The following is a 17170-nucleotide window of genomic DNA, read 5'->3' as shown; positions in this document are numbered from 1 at the left end:
CGAGGGCCCCGGCCGGTGGCCGGGGCGGCGGCGGGTCAGCCGTCGAGGCGGCTGAGGGCGGCGCGGAGGCGGTCCTGGGAGCGCTCGCGGCCGAGGACCTCGATGGACTCGAACAGCGGCAGCCCCACCGTGCGGCCGGTGACGGCGACGCGGACCGGGGCCTGGGCCTTGCCGAGCTTGAGGCCGTGGGCGGCGCCGACCTCCTCCAGCGCGACCTTGAGCGACTCGGGGTCCCAGCTCACGGTGTCGAGCCGCTCCAGGTAGCCGGAGAGGATCTCGCGCGGCGAGTTCTTCATCGCCTTGTCCCAGGACGCCTGGTCGAAGACCGGCTCCGGCAGGAAGAGGAAGTCGACGTTCTGCCGGATCTCCGACAGCACGCCGATGCGGGTCTGGGCGAGCGCGGCGACCTTGCTGAACCGCTCGCGGTCCCAGGACGGGTCGAGGTAGGGCAGGCACCGCTCCTCGAACGTCTCGATGGGCAGCGCCCGGATGTACTCGCCGTTGAAGGCGCGCAGCTTCTTCTCGTCGAAGAAGGCGCTGGAGGAGTTGACGTCCTCCAGCCGGAACAGCGGCACCATCTCCGACCACGGCATGATCTCGCGGTCGTCGCCGGGCCCCCAGCCGAGCAGCATGAGGTAGTTGACCATCGCTTCGGCCAGGTAGCCCTCGGCGCGGTAGTCCTCCAGGGCGACCTTGTCGCGGCGCTTGGACAGCTTCTTGCGCTGCTCGTTGACGATCACCGGCAGGTGGGCCCACACGGGCGGGACCGCGCCGAGCGCCGGCCACAGGAGCTGCTGCTTGGCGGCGTTGCCCAGGTGCTCCTCGCCGCGCACGACGTGGGTGATGCCCTGGGTGATGTCGTCGACGGCGTTGGCGAGCACGTAGAGGGGCGAGCCGTCGGTGCGGGCGATGACGAAGTCTTCCTGGGCGTCGTTGGGGAACTCGACGCGGCCCCGGACCAGGTCCTCGACGACGGTGACGCCCTCGTCGGGCGTGCGGAAGCGGACGGCGCCCTCGGTGAGGCCGCGCTCGCGGCAGTGGCCGTCATAGCCCTTGTGCTCGGAGCCGGTGCGGGCGACGAGCTGCTCGCGGGTGCAGTCGCAGTGGTAGGCGCCGCCGCCGGCCAGGAGCTTGGCGACGGCCTCGCGGTGCTGCGGCTCGTATGCCGACTGGAAGTACGGGCCCTCGAAGACGGGGTTGGTGCCGTTGATGCCGATCCAGTCGAGGGCGGAGATGATGCCCTCGGTCCACTCCGGCCGGTTCCTCGTGGCGTCGGTGTCCTCGATGCGCAGCACGAAGCGGCCGCCCGTCTGCTCGGCCAGCGCCCAGTTGAACAGCGCCGTGCGGGCGCCGCCGACGTGGAACATGCCGGTCGGGGACGGGGCGAAGCGCACCCGTAGATCAGTCACGAGAGACCACCTTGTTCGTCAGAGTGCCGATGCCTTCGATCCCGACGCTGACCTCGTCGCCGATCTCCAGCGGGCCGACTCCGGCCGGAGTGCCGGTCAGGATCACGTCGCCGGGGATCAGCGTCATGACCGCGCTGACGTAGGCGACGAGGGCGGGGATGTCATGGATGAGCTGGCTGGTGCGGCCGCTCTGCCGCATCTCGCCGTTGACCGTCGTGGTCAGCGCCAGGTCGGCGGGGTCCAGGTCGGTCTGAATCCACGGGCCGATCGGGCAGAACGTGTCGAACCCCTTGGCCCGGGTGAACTGCACGTCCTTCTTCTGCAGGTCACGCGCGGTGACGTCGTTGGCGCAGGTGTAGCCGAAGATGACGTCCTTGACGCGCTCGGCGGGCACCTCGCGGCACAGCCGGCCGATGACCACGGCGAGCTCGCCTTCGAAGTCGACGCGGTGCGAGAGCGTGGTCGGGTAGGCGATCGCCTCGCCGTGGCCGATCACGGAGGTGGACGGCTTCATGAAGATGAGCGGCTCGTCGGGCACCTCGTTGCCCATCTCCCGGGCGTGCTCGGCGTAGTTGCGGCCGATGGCGACGACCTTGCTCGGCAGCATCGGGGCGAGCAGCCGCACCTGGGAGAGCGGGAAGCGTTCGCCGGTGAACTGGACCTGGCCGAACGGGTGACCGGAGATCGCGGAGACGAACTCCTCGCCCGGACCGCCTTCGACCACGCCGAACGAGACGCCTTCACCTGTGGAGAACCTCGCTATACGCACCTGACAAGGCTATCGCCGCCACCGGTGCGGGTCCGCCCGGTACCGGGGCGGGGCGTGGTTTGCTTGGTGGACCAACTTTGCCGAGGAGCTGACATGCCTTCCGTCGTGAAGATCAACGTGTTGACCGTGCCCGCCGAGATGCGGGAGCAGCTGGAGCAGCGGTTCGCCAACCGGGCCGGGATGGTCGAGTCGGCCGACGGGTTCGAGTGGTTCGAGCTGCTGCGGCCGGTCGACGGCACCGACCAGTATCTGGTCTACACCCGCTGGCGCAGCGAGGAGGACTTCCAGCGCTGGCAGGAGAGCCAGGCGTTCCAGCGCGGCCATGCCCAGGCCAGGGCCGAGGCCGAGGCCCAGGGACCCGGCCAGGGCCAGGAACCCGGCCAGGGGCAGGGTCACGGGCAGGGTCACGGGCACGGTCAGGGGCCGGCCGCGTCGGGGTCGCAGCTGTGGTCGTTCGAGGTCGTCCAGAGCGCCACCCCCAAGTCCTGAAATTTCACCTGTCGAGCGGGTTCGCGGCGATGCGCTGGGCGATGCCCGCCCGCACGAACCCGCCCGCGAAGCTGTCCGGCTTGCGCGCCCCCTGGTCCGCGATGCAGGCGGCGAACTCCCCGGCGATCTCCAGCCTCGGGTAGCGCCGCAGCACCTCCTGCCGCACGCCGCCGGGGATCCGGTCGGTGTGCCTGCCGGAGATGTCCATGCCGGTCGACAGCTCCAGCAGGTGCCCCTCCGGGTCCTGCTCGACCGGCACCTCGGCCCACATGTGGCGGACGATCACCTCGGCCGCCCGCTGCCTGCGCTCCTCCGGCCAGCCGGCGCCGGCGCAGAACGCCCAGGCCACGTGCCCGCCCGCCTCCTCGTACGGCACGGTGTGGCTGTCGAACTCGGCGGCGAGCCCGATGTCGTGCAGCATCGCCGACACCCACAGCAGCTCGGCGTCGAACGCGATGCCGTGCTCCGGCGCGTACGCGGCGGCCCACAGGTAGGCCCGGATCGAATGGTTGAGCAGCGACGGCGTGTGGTAGCGGGTGGCCACCTCCAGCGCGGCGCGGCAGACGGACGTGTCGGGGATCACCAGGTCGTCGTATCGCATGGCAGAAGCATGGCGCATCGAGCCGCTAACGATCGCGGGGGCCAACTTGACCTTGAGTTCGCCGGTCGGACAGCATGTTGCGCCCCCGTCTTTCGGTCCGGAAGGAATCTGGCGTGCGCCGCCTCGCGATCCCCCTTGCTCTCACGCTCCTGCTCAGCGGGACGGTGAGCCCGGCGCGGGCCGACGCCCCGGTCAAGCGGACCGCCCAGTGCCAGGGCGACTGGCTGCCGGGCACCCCCACCGCCGCCGACGTGATGGCCGGCGAGATCTCCCTGGTGGGCCTGCCCGCGTTCAAGCTCGGCAAGAAGATCAACTGGGCGGCGAGCCCGTACAGGAACCGGTCCTGGGAGTACGTGTTCCAGTCGCTGCGCTGGATGGGCACGCTCGTCGTCGAGTACGAGCGGACCGGTGAGGAGCGCTACCTGCGGCGCGCCGAGGAGATCACCAAGGACTGGGTGGCCCACAACAAGCTCGGCGCACGCGGCACCAAGGCGTACGTGTGGAAGGACCACCCGGTGTCGCTGCGCACGCAGCCGCTGGTGTGCCTGAGCATGCACGTCAAGGACGGGTGGCTGAAGGAGAGCCTGGCCACCCACGCCAAGCTGCTGTCCGACGCGCGGCTCTACAAGAAGGGCCACAACCACGGCATCGACCAGGACATCGCGCTGCTGGCGATCGGCTGCCGCTACGACCGGCGCGACTGGGCCGACCTGGCGGTCAAGCGCCTGCGGGGCACGGTCAGGCTCGACGTCGACTCGCAGGGCGCGCTCATGGAGCAGGCGCCGCGTTACGCCGTCTACGTCCACAACCGGCTGCAGGTCGCGATGGAGGGCATGCGCTCGTGCGGCCGCAAGGTGCCGGGCGACATCAGCGAGCGGACCCACGCGCTGAAGGACTTCATCGCCCACTCCACCCAGCCCAACGGCTACATGGTGCCGATCGGCGACGGCAGCGCCGAGACCGAGCCGAAGATGGACGCGGGCACGCCCAAGCAGGAAGTCAGGACCTACAACGCGGGTTACGTGTTCGGCCGGACGGCCTGGGGCAAGCCGGAGTCGGCTTTCTACTCGATCCGGTTCGGCCCCGGCATGAAGTGGCACGGCCACGAGGACCATCTGGGCGTCACCTATTACGCGCACGGCCGTGACATCCTGGTCGACGCGGGATTCCACTCCTACGAGAAGAACTCCTACCGTTACTGGACCCTCTCGCCGCAGGCGCACAACGTCCCGACCGTGGCGGGCGAGCGTTTCCGCCCGCGTACGGCCAGCAAACTCACCAAGACGAAGTACGGCTCCGGCCGCCAGTCGTTCCGCCTTTCCGACAAGGCCTACGGCGTGACCCGCACCCGTTCGGTCCTGGTCAACCACGGCGACGACATGATGGCGGTGCTGGACGAGGCGTCGGGCGGCAAGAAGGTGCAGAGCCTGTGGCGGTTCGACGACGCGTTCAAGCTCGTGTCCAACCGGGGCGGCCGGGTGGTGCTGAGTGACGGCAAGTTCAAGGTGACGCTGGTCCAGCTCTCCTCGTGCAAGCCGGTCGGCGGGCAGAAGGTGCAGCGCGGGGGCAAGCTGGGCTGGATGTCGCCCACCTACCTGGCCAAGCAGCGGACCAACGTGGTGGTGTCGCCGGCGGCCAGGTCGCTGCTGACGATCGTGGTGCCGGGCACCGGCTCGCCCAAGGTGTCGTGCACGGGGGGCAAGGTCACGGTCGACGGGGTGAGCTTCGCCGCCGACCTCTTCTGACGGAACATTGTTTCGTCATTGATTTCATCGCGAATATCCAGGTCACCCACAGTTCCCGGCGCTCTTCGGACGCCGGGAATTGACATTTCAACGACCGCACTACACCCTAATGGGAACTGCGCCAATGGGGTCGCGAAAACTTTACTCACCGGTTTTCCTATTTCCTGCATTCACCCCGCAGGAGCGGCATTCGGAAGGTGATCCCATGCACCCCCTAGACCGGTTCGCCCAGCCCGTGCTCGCGCTCTTCCGCATCGTCACCGGATTCCTCTTCAGCATTCACGGCGTTACATCGCTGTTCGGCGTGATGGGAGGCAATCGCGGAACCGGCCAGGCCGTCGCCTTCATGGCGTGGCCGAGCTGGTGGGCGGCGCTCATCGAGCTCGTCTGCGGCCTGCTGGTGATGAGCGGCCTGTTCAGCCGCGTCGCCGCCACGCTCGCCTCGGGCACGATGGCCTACGCGTACTTCATGGTCCACCAGCCCGCCGACCTGCTGCCGTTGCGCAACGGCGGCGAGCTGGCGGCGATGTACTGCTGGGCGTTCCTGCTCATCGCCGTCCTGGGCCCGGGAGCGTGGGCCCTGGACAACCTGCTCGGACGCCGCCGCCAGCACCTGATCGCGGTGCGGTCCTAGGCGGTCTCGTGGCCGGCCCTGAGCAGGCCGTACGTGACCGCCTGCTCCAGGGCCTGCCAGGAGGCGTCGATGATGTTCTCGGCCACGCCGACGGTCGCCCATTCGGCGGTGTCGTCGCTCGAGGTGATGAGCACCCGGGTGATGGCGCCCGTGCCGTGGGTGCCTTCGAGGATCCGCACCTTGTAGTCGACCAGCTCCAGCCTGGCCAGCTCGGGGTAGAGCTTCTCCAGGGCCTGGCGGACCGCCTTGTCCAGGGCGTTGACCGGGCCGTTGCCCTCGCCGGTGGCGACGATCCGCTCGCCCTTGGCGTGGAGCTTGACCGTGGCCTCGCTGACCAGCTCGCCGCCCTTGGTGCGCTCGACGATCACCCGCCACGACTCGACCTCGAAGTGGCGGCGGCGCTCGCCGTGGACGGTGTCGCGCAGCAGCAGCTCGAAGGAGGCGTCGGCCGCCTCGAACGTGAACCCCTTGGACTCCAGGTCCTTGACCCGCTCGACGAGCGTCTTGGTGTCGGCCGCGCCGAGCTCGTAGCCCAGCTCGCGGCCCTTGAGCTCGACCGAGGCCCGCCCGGCCATGTCGGAGACCAGCATCCGCATGTCGTTGCCCACCTGGGCGGGGTCGATGTGCTGGTAGAGGTTGGGGTCGACCTTGATGGCGCTGGCGTGCAGCCCGGCCTTGTGCGCGAAGGCGGAGGCCCCGACGTAGGGGGCGTGGGAGTTGGGCGTGACGTTGGTGACCTCGGTGATCGCGTGGGCGATGCGGGTCATGTCGGCGAGCGCCTCCGGCGGCACCAGGTCGAAGCCGCGCTTGAGCTGGAGGTTGGCCACGACGGTGAACAGGTTGGCGTTGCCGGAGCGCTCGCCGTAGCCGTTGGCGCAGCCCTGCACGTGGGTGGCGCCGGCCCTGACGGCGGCCAGCGTGTTGGCGACGGCGCAGCCGGTGTCGTCGTGGCAGTGGATGCCGACCCGGGCGCTGGTCTGCACGGCGGCGTGCACGACCTCGGCGAGTTCGTCGGGCAGCATGCCGCCGTTGGTGTCGCACAGGGCGATGACGTCGGCGCCCGCCTCGGCGGCGGTGCGGATGACCTCCAGCGCGTAGGCTGGGTTGGACGTGTAGCCGTCGAAGAAGTGCTCGGCGTCGAGGAAGACTCGCTGTCCCTCCGCACGAAGGTGAGAGACCGTGTCGCGGATCATCGCGAGGTTCTCCTGGAGAGTCGTGCGGAGGGCCAGCTCCACGTGCCGGTCGTGACTCTTGGCGACAAGGGTCACGACCGGCGCGCCGGATTCGCGCAGAGCGGCCACCAACGGGTCGTCGGCTGCCTTCACCCCGGCTCGGCGGGTCGCACCGAACGCGGCGAGCTGCGCGTGCTTCAGGTCGAGCTCTGTTTGAGCGCGCCTGAAGAACTCTGTGTCCTTGGGGTTGGCGCCCGGCCAGCCCCCTTCGATGAAGCCGACGCCCAGGCCGTCCAGGTGCCGCGCGATGCTGATCTTGTCGGCGACGGTGAGGTTGAGCCCCTCCTGCTGTGCGCCGTCACGCAGCGTCGTGTCGTAGACGTGGAAGCGGTCGTCGGCCATGGTTCTTCTTTCTGATGGAGGTCTGGAAAACAAAAAGACCCCTCACGGACGTGAGAGGTCTGCGCGCTGGCGTTGTCCCTGTGTCAGCCAGCGCGCCTGCCGATAATGAGCAGACCGTAGAACATGGTGCTTGTGAGTGTGCCACACCCACTCACCATCTGGCACATCGATCTCATCCTGTGGGACGGTGTCGTCAGACGGTCACGCCGGTGCCGCCCGTGATGGCCTGCTCCAGCGCGGCCGGGTCGAACGCCTCGTTGCCCAGCACCCGGCCGTTCAGCACCACGGTGGGCGTGCCCTCGATGCGGATCTTGGCGCTCGCGGCCACGTGGGAGTCCGCGTACGCCTGCGAGGTCACGCACTCGCCGACGGCCGTCGCCCCGGCCGTGCTCGCGGCCTTGGCCAGCTCCTCCACGGTGAACCCGGACGCGATGCCGTGCGGCGCCGGCTGCATGGCGTAGAGGGCGTCGCGGAAGGCCAGCCAGTTGGCCTCGGGCACGCAGCGGGCGGCCGCGGCGGCCCGGATGGAGTTGGAGCGCATCGGCTCCTGCTGGAAGATCGTCACCGGGTGGAAGACGACCTTGACCCGGCCCTCCCTGGCCAGCCGCTGGATGGTGGCGTCGACCCGGCTGTGCAGCTCCTTGCAGACGGGGCAGTCGAAGTCCTCGTACAGGTCGAGCACGGGAGCGTCGCCGCCCTTGTCGGCCAGCACCATGGAGCCGTCGGGCTGGCGCATCAGCCGCACCTCGCCGGAGGCCGACGACCGGCCGGGCCCCGACACCGTCACCACCGCGATCACGGCCAGCGTCACGCAGGCGACCACCACTGCCGCCACCCTCTTCATCATCCGCCCGACCCTACCTGACCCGGCCGCCAGCCCTGCCGGGTGGTAAACCAGATCCATGAAGGCATACGTCCTGACCTCGCAGGTCGCGCAGTACATCCTCGACCACTCCACCCCGCCCGACCCGCTGCTGCGTGAGCTGGCGGCCGAGACCGCGGAGCTGACGGGCGACGACGCCGGGATGCAGATCTCCGCCGACCAGGGCACGTTCCTGACGATGATCACCCAGCTCGTCGCGCCCCGGGTGGCGGTGGAGGTGGGGACGTTCACCGGCTACTCGTCGGTGTGCATCGCGCGCGGCCTGTCGGGCGGGCGGCTGCACTGCTTCGACGTGAGCGAGGAGTGGACCTCCGTCGCCCGCCGCTACTGGAAGCGGGCCGGGGTGGCCGACCGGGTGACGCTCACGCTGGGCCCGGCCGTGGAGACGCTGGCCGGCTTCGACGAGCCGATCGACCTGGCGTTCCTCGACGCCGACAAGCCCAGCTACCCCCGCTACTACGAGCTGCTGATCGACCGGCTGCGGCCGGGCGGGCTGCTGATGGTGGACAACACGCTGCGGCGCGGGCACGTGGCCGACCCGGCGCACGACGACGCCCCGACGGCGCTGATGCGCGAGTTCAACGACCTGGTCCGGGAGGACCCTCGGGTGACCGTGCTCATGCTGCCGGTCGCCGACGGTCTCACGCTGGTGCGAAAGCTCTGACGCAGGGCGGCTTCGTCATGATCGTGTACGAGGCGGCCGCGACGAGCAGGCCGATCCCCCACACCGTGTAGCCGGGGATCACGGTCAGCGTCCACCAGAGCGGCTGCCCCGTGCCCTCGGCCAGCATCATGCTGAACCCCGCTATCCCGAAATATCCGGTAAGTCCGCCGCCGACCAGGAACGCGGGCACCAGCACCACCCACCGGGGCACCTCCCGCCCGGCCACCCCCGGCACCCAGCCCGGCCAGATCCGCCCCCACCGGTGCACCAGCGCCATCGGCAGCAGCGTTCCGGCCAGCGCGTACAGCGTCAGGAAGATCGGCCCCGCCGGGTCGCCCGTCGCCCACGGCCAGTCGGCGAGCTGCCCGGCGATCCGCGCGACGGCCCCCGCCACCGCCGCGTACGCCGCCACGTACGCCCAGCGCGGGGACGGGTCCGTACGGGACTCCGGGCTGCTGCCGTGGGAGCGCCCGCAGGCCGGGCAGGCGCCGGCGACGAGCCGCCGGGCGGCGACCGCGCGCAGCATGGTCAGCACCCCGGCCGCCACGCCCGCGCCCCGGACGAGGAAGCCGGGCACGTCCAGCGGCTCGCCGAACAGCAGGCCCACCAGGTCCAGCGCGAACAGGAAGCAGTAGCCGACCAGCCCCGCCCCGGCCGCCCAGCCGAGCGCCACGGCGGCCCGGCCCGCCGGAAGCAGGCAGGCCGTCGTGGCCAGCGCCGCCAGCACGATCGGCGGCCACTCCCCCGGGACGAACGACTCGCCGAACCTCCCGAACTCGGGAGCTCCGGCCACCAGCCACCACACGTGCACCGCACCGTAGGCGGCGGTCCAGGCCGCCGCGAGCCGCTTCGCCATGCCGTCGAGTCTGCGGGCCGGGGCCCCGCCGCCGACTCCCCCACCGCGGGGAGCCGCCTCCCCCGCGCCGGGGACCGCTCAGACGTCGAGCAGCTTGCCGGTGTCGAGCGTGCAGTCCCACGGCGCGGGCAGGCGCAGGGCCACGCCCACCGGCTCCACCGTCACCTGCGTGTAGCCGCTCACCTCGGGCGCGCTGTGCAGCTTGACCATCCGCTGGAACGGGTCGACCACCAGGTAGAGCGGCACCCCCGCCGGGGCGTAGCTCATCGGCTTGACGACGTGGTCGTCGTAGGCGTTGCCCGCGGCCACCACGTCGACGAGCAGCATCGTGCTGTGGCCGTGGACCGCCTCGTCGGTCTCCATCACCGGGTTCGGCGGCACCACCGTCAGGTCGGGCACGTAGCGGTCGGCCTCGGGGCCGATGAACACGCTGATGTTGGGCCACACCTCCCAGCCGCGCTCGGCCACGGCCGGCAGCAGCTGGAAGAGCGCCTGGGCAATGATCGTGTTGTGCTGCCAGGTGCCGGGCTCGTTGACCACGATGCGACCGCCCACCATCTCGATGCGCAGCTCGGGGAACAGGTCGCGCACCGTGCGGTATCGCTCTTCGACCGGCCTGATCATGCCTTTTCCCTCACCTGAGTGTGATCGCTTCCTGGCAGAGCGTATTGCTCCCAGGCTGGGACAGTCTCGGGAAACGGTGAAGTACGTCTCACTCCCGGGCGGCCAGCGCCTCGGCCGGACGGGCCCGCAGCGCGAACCTGGCCGGGACCGCGGTGGCGGCCAGCGCCAGCGCGACGGTGGCGGCGACGACGCCCAGGTAGCCGAGCGGCTGCGGGTAGGGCGTGGCCGATCCCGTCATCCCGGCGCCGAACGCGGCCAGCGTCAGCAGCGAGATCCCGGTGCCGAGCGTCACGGCCAGCGCGGCGGCGACCGCCGTCTCCGTGCGCAGCATCCGCAGGATCTGCCGCCGCGTGGTGCCGACCATGCGGAGCAGCGCCAGCTCGCGGCTTCTGGCCGAGGTGGACATGGCCAGCGTGTTGACCACGGCGATGGCGCAGAAACCGATGATCAGGCCCATCGCGACGTACGTGACGGCCGCGTTGGAGGTGCCGGCCTCCGCCGCCTCGGCCCGGTCGCGTACGGTCACGCCGGGCAGGGCGCGCTCCAGCGCGGCACGTTCGCCACCGGAGACCAGGACGGTGGCGCGGGGGTCGTCCACGTGGTCGGCGACCAGCTCGTGGGGCAGCGTCAGGTCGGCGAAGCCGAGGCCGCGCGCGTAGACGGCCGCGATCGTGACCGTGGCGGGGGTGCCGTCACCGAGCGTCAGGGCGAGCCGGTCACCGACGCCGACGCCGAGCCTGTCGGCCGCGGTGCGGCTGACCGCCGCCGACGTGCCGCCGAAGCCGTCCAGCGAGCCCGCCGTCACGCCCAGGTCCATGGTGCGGTCCAGGCCGTCGGGCGTGACCGCCTGCACGCCGTACTTCTCCAGCTCGATCCGGGCGGTGGTGCGCAGCACCTCCGTGGCCGCGCGGACGCCGGGCACCTGGCGGGCGGCCTCGGCGGACGCGCCGGGGTCGAGCACGTGGTCGGCGGTGATGCCGGCGTTCAGCTCCTGCTGCGCGGCATGCCCGAGCGTGGCGGGAGAGAACAGGATGGTGCTCGTCATCGCGGTCATGAGGGTGAGCGGCCCGATCACCGCGGCGAGCCGCCCGGTGCCGGCGCGCAGGTTGCGGTGCGCCAGGTAGCCGCCGGCGCCGGGCACGCGCAGCGGCAGCGCGGTGACCGCGCGGGCGAGCGCCGGGCCGAGCAGGATCACCGCGACCGTCCAGACCAGTGCGGTCAGCATGGAGACCGGGCTGGAGGCCGCCTCGACGGACAGGTTCGCCAGCAGGATCGTCAGCGCCACGGCGCCCGCGAAGACGAGCACGCCGGCGACCGTCCGCACCCGGGGCAGCCCGGCGGCGGGCAGCGCGGCCTCGCTCAGCGCCTCCACCGGCCTGATCCTGGCGACGCGGCGGGCCGACACGCGGGCGGCGGTCCATGCGGCGGCCAGGGTGGCGAGCAGCGCGGCGAGCGCCGGGAACGGGCTGACGACGAGCGCCAGGTTCTCCGGCACGGCGCCGAGCGCGACGAAGCGCTCACGCAGCCAGAGCCCCAGCAGGATCCCGCCACCCGCGCCGATCGTCCCGGCGACCACGCTGATCGTCAGCGCCTCGCCGCCGATGAGCTTCCTGATCTGCCGGGGCGTGGCCGCGACGGCGCGCAGCATGGCCAGCTCGCGCCGGCGCTGCTGGATGGAGAGCGCGAACGTGCCGGCCACCACGAGGATCGCCACGAGCAGCGAGGTGCCGCCGAGCGCGCCGCCGAGGCTGATCAGCTTGACCCTGGCGTTCTCCGCGTCGAGGAACTCCACGGTGCCGCGCGCGTCGCCGGTGTAGGCGAGCGCGCCCTCGACCTTGACGTCCACCCGGGGGAAGACGCCGATCGCGGTGACGAGGCCGTCGCGCCCGGCCAGGCGGCGGGCCTCGGCCGTGCTGAAGAAGATCGTGTCCTGGCTGGGCAGCGCCTGCGCGGTGACGCCGACGACCCGGTATCCGGGGATCTTCGCCGTACGGTGCCGGGCGTCCACGACGACCTCGCCGGCGGCACGCGGCGGCCGGCCGCTCGCCAGCGTGAACGGGGTGAGCGCGGCCGACTCCCAGCCGTGCGCGGTGAACCCGGCGAACGGGAACGTCACCTCCGTCACGACCTTCGTCACGCCCGGCGCCCGCCTGACCTCGCCGGCGATCCTCTCGGGGATCCAGCGGCGCTCGGCGAGCGGCTTGGCCTTCGTCTTGCCGTTCGCCTTGGTGTGCCGGGCGTACTGGTCGCCGGCCAGGACGAGGGGGGCGCCCGCGTAGCGCTCCGGCGCCACCGCGCCCCGCAGGCCCGTCTCCAGCAGCATGCCGCAGGCCGTCACCAGCGCCGCCGCGCACAGCAGCGCCACGAACGCGCCCGCGAACCCCGCCCTGCGGTGCCCGATGGTCCGCCACGCGAAGGAGATCATCACGTCCACGCCCCCAGCCTGGTCATCCGCTCGGCGACCTTGTCGGCGGCCGGGGCGCTCATCGAGTCCACGATCCGGCCGTCCGCCAGGAACAGCACGGTGTCGGCGTACGAGGCTGCCACCGGGTCGTGGGTGACCATCACCACGGTCTGGCCGAGCCCGGAGACGACCTCGCGCAGCAGGACCAGCACGTCGCGTGCGGTCATGGTGTCGAGCGCCCCCGTGGGCTCGTCACCGAACACCACCTCGGGCCTGGTGACCAGCGCCCTGGCGATCGCCACGCGCTGCTGCTGCCCGCCGGAGAGCTGGGCGGGACGATGCCCGGCGCGCCCGTCGAGCCCGACCCGGCGCACGATCTCCGCCAGCCAGGCGGGGTCCGGCCTGACGCCCGCTAGGGTGAGCGGGAGCGTGATGTTCTCGGTCACGGTGAGGGAGGCGACCAGGTTGAACGCCTGGAAGACGAAGCCCACGCGCTTCCTGCGCAGCTCGGTCAGCTGGGTCTCGTTCATGCCGGCCAGCTCGGTGCCGCCGAGCCGGACCGACCCCGAGGTGGGCAGGTCCAGGCCGGCGGCACAGTGCAGGAACGTGCTCTTGCCCGAGCCGGACGGGCCCATGATCGCGGTGAACGTGCCCGCCGGGATTCCCACCGACACCTCGCGCAGGGCGGCCACCGCGCCGTGTCCCTTGCCGTACACCTTGCTCACGGCGTTCAGCCGCACGACTTCTGTCATGGGAACCAGCCTGCTGATCTGGGCTTTCCCGGACCAGAGAGCCGATCATCACCCGGGCATGACCTCATCATGATCCGGACATACTGGTAGACATACCCTCGTGATTCGCATACTCCTGGCCGAGGACCAGCACGTGATCCGGGAAGCGCTCGTGACGCTGCTGGGCCTGGAAGCCGACATCGACGTCGTCGCGGCGGTCGAGTCGGGCGAGGCGGCCGTCGCCGCCGCCGTCGAGCACCGGCCGGACGTGGCCGTGCTCGACATCGACATGCCAGGGGCGATGGACGGCCTCGACGCCGCCGCCGAACTGCGCACCCGGGCGCCCGGCTGCCGCACGCTCATGCTCACCGCGCACGGCAAGCCGGGACACCTGCGCCGGGCGCTCGCCTCGCAGGTGGACGGGTTCGTGCTGAAGACGGCGCCGCCGGACGAGCTGACCGCGGCGATCAGGAAGGTGACGCGGGGGGAGCGCGTCCTGGACCCCTCGCTCGCCGTCACCGCCTGGAATCTGGCCGACAACCCGCTCACCCCGCGCGAGGCCGACGTGCTGCGGCTGGCCGCGGGCGGCGCCGAGGCCACGGAGATCGCCGCCGAGCTGTTCCTGAGCGCGGGGACGGTGCGCAACTACCTCACGGCGATCGTCACCAAGCTCAACGCCCGCAATCGCACCGACGCCGCCCGCATCGCCGCCGAAGCCGGCTGGATCTAGCAGGCGCGCCCGACGGTGGGCGGCTCTATCGAGCAGGGGCCGGGGTCAGTGCCGGAGCGGGGATGGTGGCGGTCAGTTCGAACCAGCCGCCCTCGCCGGAGACGGCCAGGCGCCCGTCCAGCTCGGACAGGCGGGTGGTGAGGTTGCCGATCCCGGCCGAACCACGCCGCCCCTCCGAGGCGCGCGTACCGTCGTTGCGGACGCTCAGCCGTACGACGCCGTCGCCGGCCGCGGTGGTGATCGAGCAGCGGCTCGCCGCGCTGTGGCGCAGCACGTTGGTCACGGCCTCCCGCAGCACCGCGCCGAGCACGTGCTCCACCTCCGGGTCGAGGCCGGGATGGCGGAGGTCGAGCGTGGCGGCGACCCCCGCGGCGGCCAGCACCGAACGCGCCGACTCCGCCTCGGCGGCCAGCGAGAGCCGCCCGTCCTCGCCCGAGACGGTCGCGAGGTCCGCCGTCGCCCGCTCGGTCATCGCCGCCACGTCGGCGAGTTCCTTACGGGCGCGTTCGGGGTCGAGGCGGTGGGCGAGCTCGCACTTCAGCAGGATCGCGGCCAGCGTGTGGCCGAGCAGGTCATGCAGGTCGCGGGCGGCGCGCAGCCGTTCCTCGACCACGGCGGCGCGGGCCAGGCCGTCCCTGGACTCGCGCAGCTCCCTGGTCAGCCGGGCCAGCGTGAGCAGCCCGTACATGACCAGGCCGGTCACGACCGTGCTGATGGCGTAGTTCACGGTCAGCGGGACCGGCAGGCGGAGCAGGACGCCGGCGGCCGTGACGACCGCGACGATCACGGCGGTGAGCGGCAGCGCCACCGCCCACCGGAACGCCAGCAGGACCGGACCGGCCAGGAAGCCGGCCACGCCCAGCCACGCCTGGCCGAACAGCGGGATCGGCGCGAACGTCAGCACCGCCATGATCGCCAGCGCCGTCCTGTGGCGTCCCTCGATCGAGCGGAGCTGCATGACGATGATGACCAGCAGCAGCGGCGCGGGCCAGAACGAGCCCGCGAGCAGCAGCGCCTTGGCCGAGAAGCCGACCATGACGGTCGCCAGCAGCGCCGTCGCCACCGGCGCGTCGGCGGCGGGCGGGGCGGGCGCGCGGGTGGCGGGCAGCGTGGCCTCGACGACCAGCTTGGAGTCCGGTGCGAGGCCGACCGTGAGCGTGCCTCCGGCCGCCTCGACCTGCGCGGGCAGCTCGCCCAGCCGGTCGTCGCCCGCGGTGCGCGCGCCGTCGTCGCAGACGCGCAGCCGTACCGAGTCCGCGACGGCGACGGTCTCGATCAGGCAGGTCGTGGCCGAACGCCGGCGTACGACGTCGGTCACGGCCTCGCGCAGCACGGCCGCGAGCAGCGCGCCCGCCGGGCCGAGCGGTTCGGCGTGGCTCATGCGCACCTCGGGGACGATGCCGGCGGCGGCGAGCATGGCCTTGGCCGTGGTCACCTCCGGGGCCAGCGACATCGCACGGTAGCCGGCCGCCGCGGCCCGCGCGTCGGCCAGCGCGCGCCGGGCCGTCTCCACGTCAGGGGCACCGGCCGCGGCGCTGCGGGCGATCGCGGCCAGCGCCTCGCCCAGGCCGCGGCTGAGCTCGGCGGCGATGCGCAGCCGTTCCTCGGCCGCGGCGGTCAGGGCCAGGGACAGGCGGGCGGCGTTCACCTCGTCGATCCGGTCGACCATCGTGGTGAGGCCGCGGACGAGCAGGCAGATCAGCACCATGCTGATCAGCGGGTCGGCGGGGCCGATGAGGGCCGCGACCCCGACGACGCCCAGCGCGAGCGGCCACAGCCTGGTCAGGAGCAGCGACCCGCCGACGAAGCCGAGAATCCCGACCGACGTGCCGTACAGCAGCACCGAGCCGCAGGTCACCACGGTCTGCGCCGCGAGCACCCACCATGTCCGGCGCCTGACGAACGCCACCTGGAGGGGGAAGGCGAGCAGCGCCAGCGGCGAGCCGGCCACCACGTAGACGCTGGTGAGTCCCGCGAACACCACGGTGACGATGACCATTGCCCGCTTCTGCACCCACGCAGCCTACGAGACACGCTCCCGCCCGCCTGCGGCGGCCGCCACGAGCGCGCTGCGCACCCCGGCCCGGCGTGATCTCATCATGAACCCGACAATTGACTCTCCAGCAAGGGGAGACGCGAAGGTGGGGGCATGGACGGCACGCTCTACTCGATCGGCGACCTGGCCCGGCGCACCGGGCTGACGGTCAAGACCATCAGGTTCTACTCCGACCAGGGCATCGTGCCGCCCGCCGACCGCGGCCCCACCGGCTACCGCCGCTACGACGCCGCCGCCGTCGCCCGCCTCGATCTCGTACGGACGCTGCGCGAGCTGGGTGTGGGCCTGGCGACCATCCGCAGGGTCGTGGACCGGGAGGTCACGCTCGCCGAGGTCGCCGCGGCCCACGCCGAGGCGCTGAGCGTGCAGATCCGCACGCTCAGGCAGCGCCGGGCGGTGCTCACGGCGGTGGCCAGGCGGGGCTCGACCCCTGAGGAGATGGATCTCATGCACAAGCTGGCCAGACTGTCCGAGGAGGAGCGCCGGGAGCTGATCGGCGGCTTCCTGGACGCGGTGTTCGACGGGCTGGTGGTCGACGGGCTGGGGCTCGACGGCCCCAGGCGCTCGATGACGCCCGAACTGCCCGACGACCCCACGGCCGAGCAGGTCGAGGCCTGGGTGCGGCTGGCCGAGCTGTCCCGGGACCCGGACTTCCGCGCCTCGATGCGCCGGCTGGCCGAGGACCACCGGGACGACGGCCTCGGCCTGCGTCCCGGCCCGGTCGAGGCGGCCCGCGCCCGCGCCGGGGCGCCTCCGTCGGCGGCCGACGTGGCGGCGGTGGCGGGCGAGTACGCGCGGGCGCTCGGCGTCCCCGACGACGCCGCGCTGCGGCGCCGCCTCCTCTCCCGGCTGGAGGCCGCCGCCGATCCTCGCCGCGAGCTCTACCTGGACCTGCTCGCCGCGATCAACGGCTGGCCGGCCCCGGAGCCGCTCGCCCCGGCTCTCACCCCGTTCGTCGAGGCGCTGCGCGGGCGGCCCGGCCCCTGAGGTGCACCAGGATG

16 protein-coding genes are annotated in these 17170 nt (G+C 72.0%); 6 read left to right on the top strand and 10 right to left on the bottom strand.

Going from position 1 to position 17170, the window contains the following annotated elements:
• Positions 1-35 precede the first annotated feature (35 nt).
• Together gltX and AB0G11_RS18370 are read right to left on the bottom strand one after the other, a co-directional pair.
• Entirely contained in the window at positions 36-1409 is a 1374-nt protein-coding gene (gene gltX / locus AB0G11_RS18375; RefSeq protein ID WP_219517262.1) for a glutamate--tRNA ligase, read from the bottom strand.
• Positions 1402-2178 (bottom strand): fumarylacetoacetate hydrolase family protein, encoded by a 777-nt coding sequence (locus AB0G11_RS18370; RefSeq protein ID WP_219517264.1) that lies wholly within the window; start codon positions 2176-2178, stop codon positions 1402-1404. Before AB0G11_RS18370 ends, gltX begins: the two co-directional genes overlap by 8 nt.
• Positions 2179-2271: 93 nt before the next feature.
• Here AB0G11_RS18370 and AB0G11_RS18365 point away from each other — a divergent pair, with 93 nt between their 5' ends.
• Positions 2272-2667, top strand: coding sequence for an antibiotic biosynthesis monooxygenase (locus tag AB0G11_RS18365; protein ID WP_357586911.1), 396 nt, complete (start codon positions 2272-2274; stop codon positions 2665-2667).
• Positions 2668-2671: 4 nt separating this feature from the next.
• On the opposite strand, the gene AB0G11_RS18360 is transcribed toward AB0G11_RS18365, so the two are convergent.
• A complete protein-coding gene (locus AB0G11_RS18360) occupies positions 2672-3268 on the bottom strand; it encodes an HD domain-containing protein (RefSeq protein ID WP_357586909.1) in 597 nt (198 codons plus the stop codon).
• 113 nt (positions 3269-3381) lie between these two features.
• On the opposite strand from AB0G11_RS18360, the gene AB0G11_RS18355 reads away from it, so the two are divergent.
• Positions 3382-5013 carry a heparinase II/III family protein gene (locus AB0G11_RS18355; protein ID WP_357586907.1) on the top strand — a complete coding sequence of 544 codons (1632 nt, stop codon included), beginning with the start codon at positions 3382-3384 and terminating at the stop codon, positions 5011-5013.
• A 205-nt stretch (positions 5014-5218) separates the two neighbouring features.
• Positions 5219-5647 (top strand): DoxX family protein, encoded by a 429-nt coding sequence (locus tag AB0G11_RS18350; RefSeq protein WP_219517272.1) that lies wholly within the window; start codon positions 5219-5221, stop codon positions 5645-5647.
• Here AB0G11_RS18350 and cimA read toward each other — a convergent pair.
• Together cimA and AB0G11_RS18340 are read right to left on the bottom strand one after the other, a co-directional pair.
• A complete protein-coding gene (gene cimA, locus AB0G11_RS18345) occupies positions 5644-7221 on the bottom strand; it encodes a citramalate synthase (RefSeq protein ID WP_219517274.1) in 1578 nt (525 codons plus the stop codon). The genes AB0G11_RS18350 and cimA overlap by 4 nt on opposite strands.
• 193 nt (positions 7222-7414) lie before the next feature.
• A complete protein-coding gene (locus tag AB0G11_RS18340; RefSeq protein WP_219517276.1) occupies positions 7415-8068 on the bottom strand; it encodes a thioredoxin domain-containing protein in 654 nt (217 codons plus the stop codon).
• A 55-nt stretch (positions 8069-8123) separates the two neighbouring features.
• Between AB0G11_RS18340 and AB0G11_RS18335 the strand changes: the two genes are divergently transcribed.
• On the top strand, positions 8124-8768 hold the full coding sequence (locus AB0G11_RS18335; RefSeq protein WP_219517278.1) for an O-methyltransferase: 645 nt from the start codon (positions 8124-8126) through the stop codon (positions 8766-8768).
• Here the strand turns inward: AB0G11_RS18335 and AB0G11_RS18330 are convergent.
• The 4 genes from AB0G11_RS18330 to AB0G11_RS18315 all read right to left on the bottom strand — a co-directional run bounded on the left by AB0G11_RS18330 (position 8746) and on the right by AB0G11_RS18315 (position 13404).
• Entirely contained in the window at positions 8746-9624 is an 879-nt protein-coding gene (locus AB0G11_RS18330; RefSeq protein WP_219517280.1) for a hypothetical protein, read from the bottom strand. The two genes, AB0G11_RS18335 and AB0G11_RS18330, sit on opposite strands and share 23 nt — an antisense overlap.
• A 78-nt stretch (positions 9625-9702) precedes the next feature.
• Positions 9703-10248, bottom strand: coding sequence for a Uma2 family endonuclease (locus AB0G11_RS18325; protein ID WP_219517281.1), 546 nt, complete (start codon positions 10246-10248; stop codon positions 9703-9705).
• Positions 10249-10336: 88 nt separating this feature from the next.
• Entirely contained in the window at positions 10337-12673 is a 2337-nt protein-coding gene (locus AB0G11_RS18320; RefSeq protein WP_357587184.1) for an FtsX-like permease family protein, read from the bottom strand.
• Positions 12673-13404, bottom strand: a complete 732-nt coding sequence (locus tag AB0G11_RS18315) for an ABC transporter ATP-binding protein (protein WP_357586905.1) — start codon at positions 13402-13404, stop codon at positions 12673-12675. Before AB0G11_RS18315 ends, AB0G11_RS18320 begins: the two co-directional genes overlap by 1 nt.
• 100 nt (positions 13405-13504) lie before the next feature.
• Between AB0G11_RS18315 and AB0G11_RS18310 the strand changes: the two genes are divergently transcribed.
• Positions 13505-14113 carry a response regulator transcription factor gene (locus AB0G11_RS18310; protein WP_357586903.1) on the top strand — a complete coding sequence of 203 codons (609 nt, stop codon included), beginning with the start codon at positions 13505-13507 and terminating at the stop codon, positions 14111-14113.
• 25 nt (positions 14114-14138) lie between these two features.
• Here AB0G11_RS18310 and AB0G11_RS18305 read toward each other — a convergent pair whose 3' ends face one another.
• Positions 14139-16127 (bottom strand): histidine kinase, encoded by a 1989-nt coding sequence (locus AB0G11_RS18305; protein ID WP_357586901.1) that lies wholly within the window; start codon positions 16125-16127, stop codon positions 14139-14141.
• Between the two features lie 135 nt (positions 16128-16262).
• Between AB0G11_RS18305 and AB0G11_RS18300 the strand changes: the two genes are divergently transcribed.
• Positions 16263-17156: a MerR family transcriptional regulator gene (locus tag AB0G11_RS18300; RefSeq protein ID WP_357586899.1), complete on the top strand. Its 894-nt coding sequence runs from the start codon at positions 16263-16265 to the stop codon at positions 17154-17156.
• Positions 17157-17170 lie beyond the last annotated feature (14 nt).

Source organism: Nonomuraea sp. NPDC023979 (genome assembly GCF_040639085.1).
GTDB classification, from domain to species: domain Bacteria; phylum Actinomycetota; class Actinomycetes; order Streptosporangiales; family Streptosporangiaceae; genus Nonomuraea; species Nonomuraea ceibae.
This window is presented reverse-complemented; position numbering and strand designations above follow the sequence as displayed.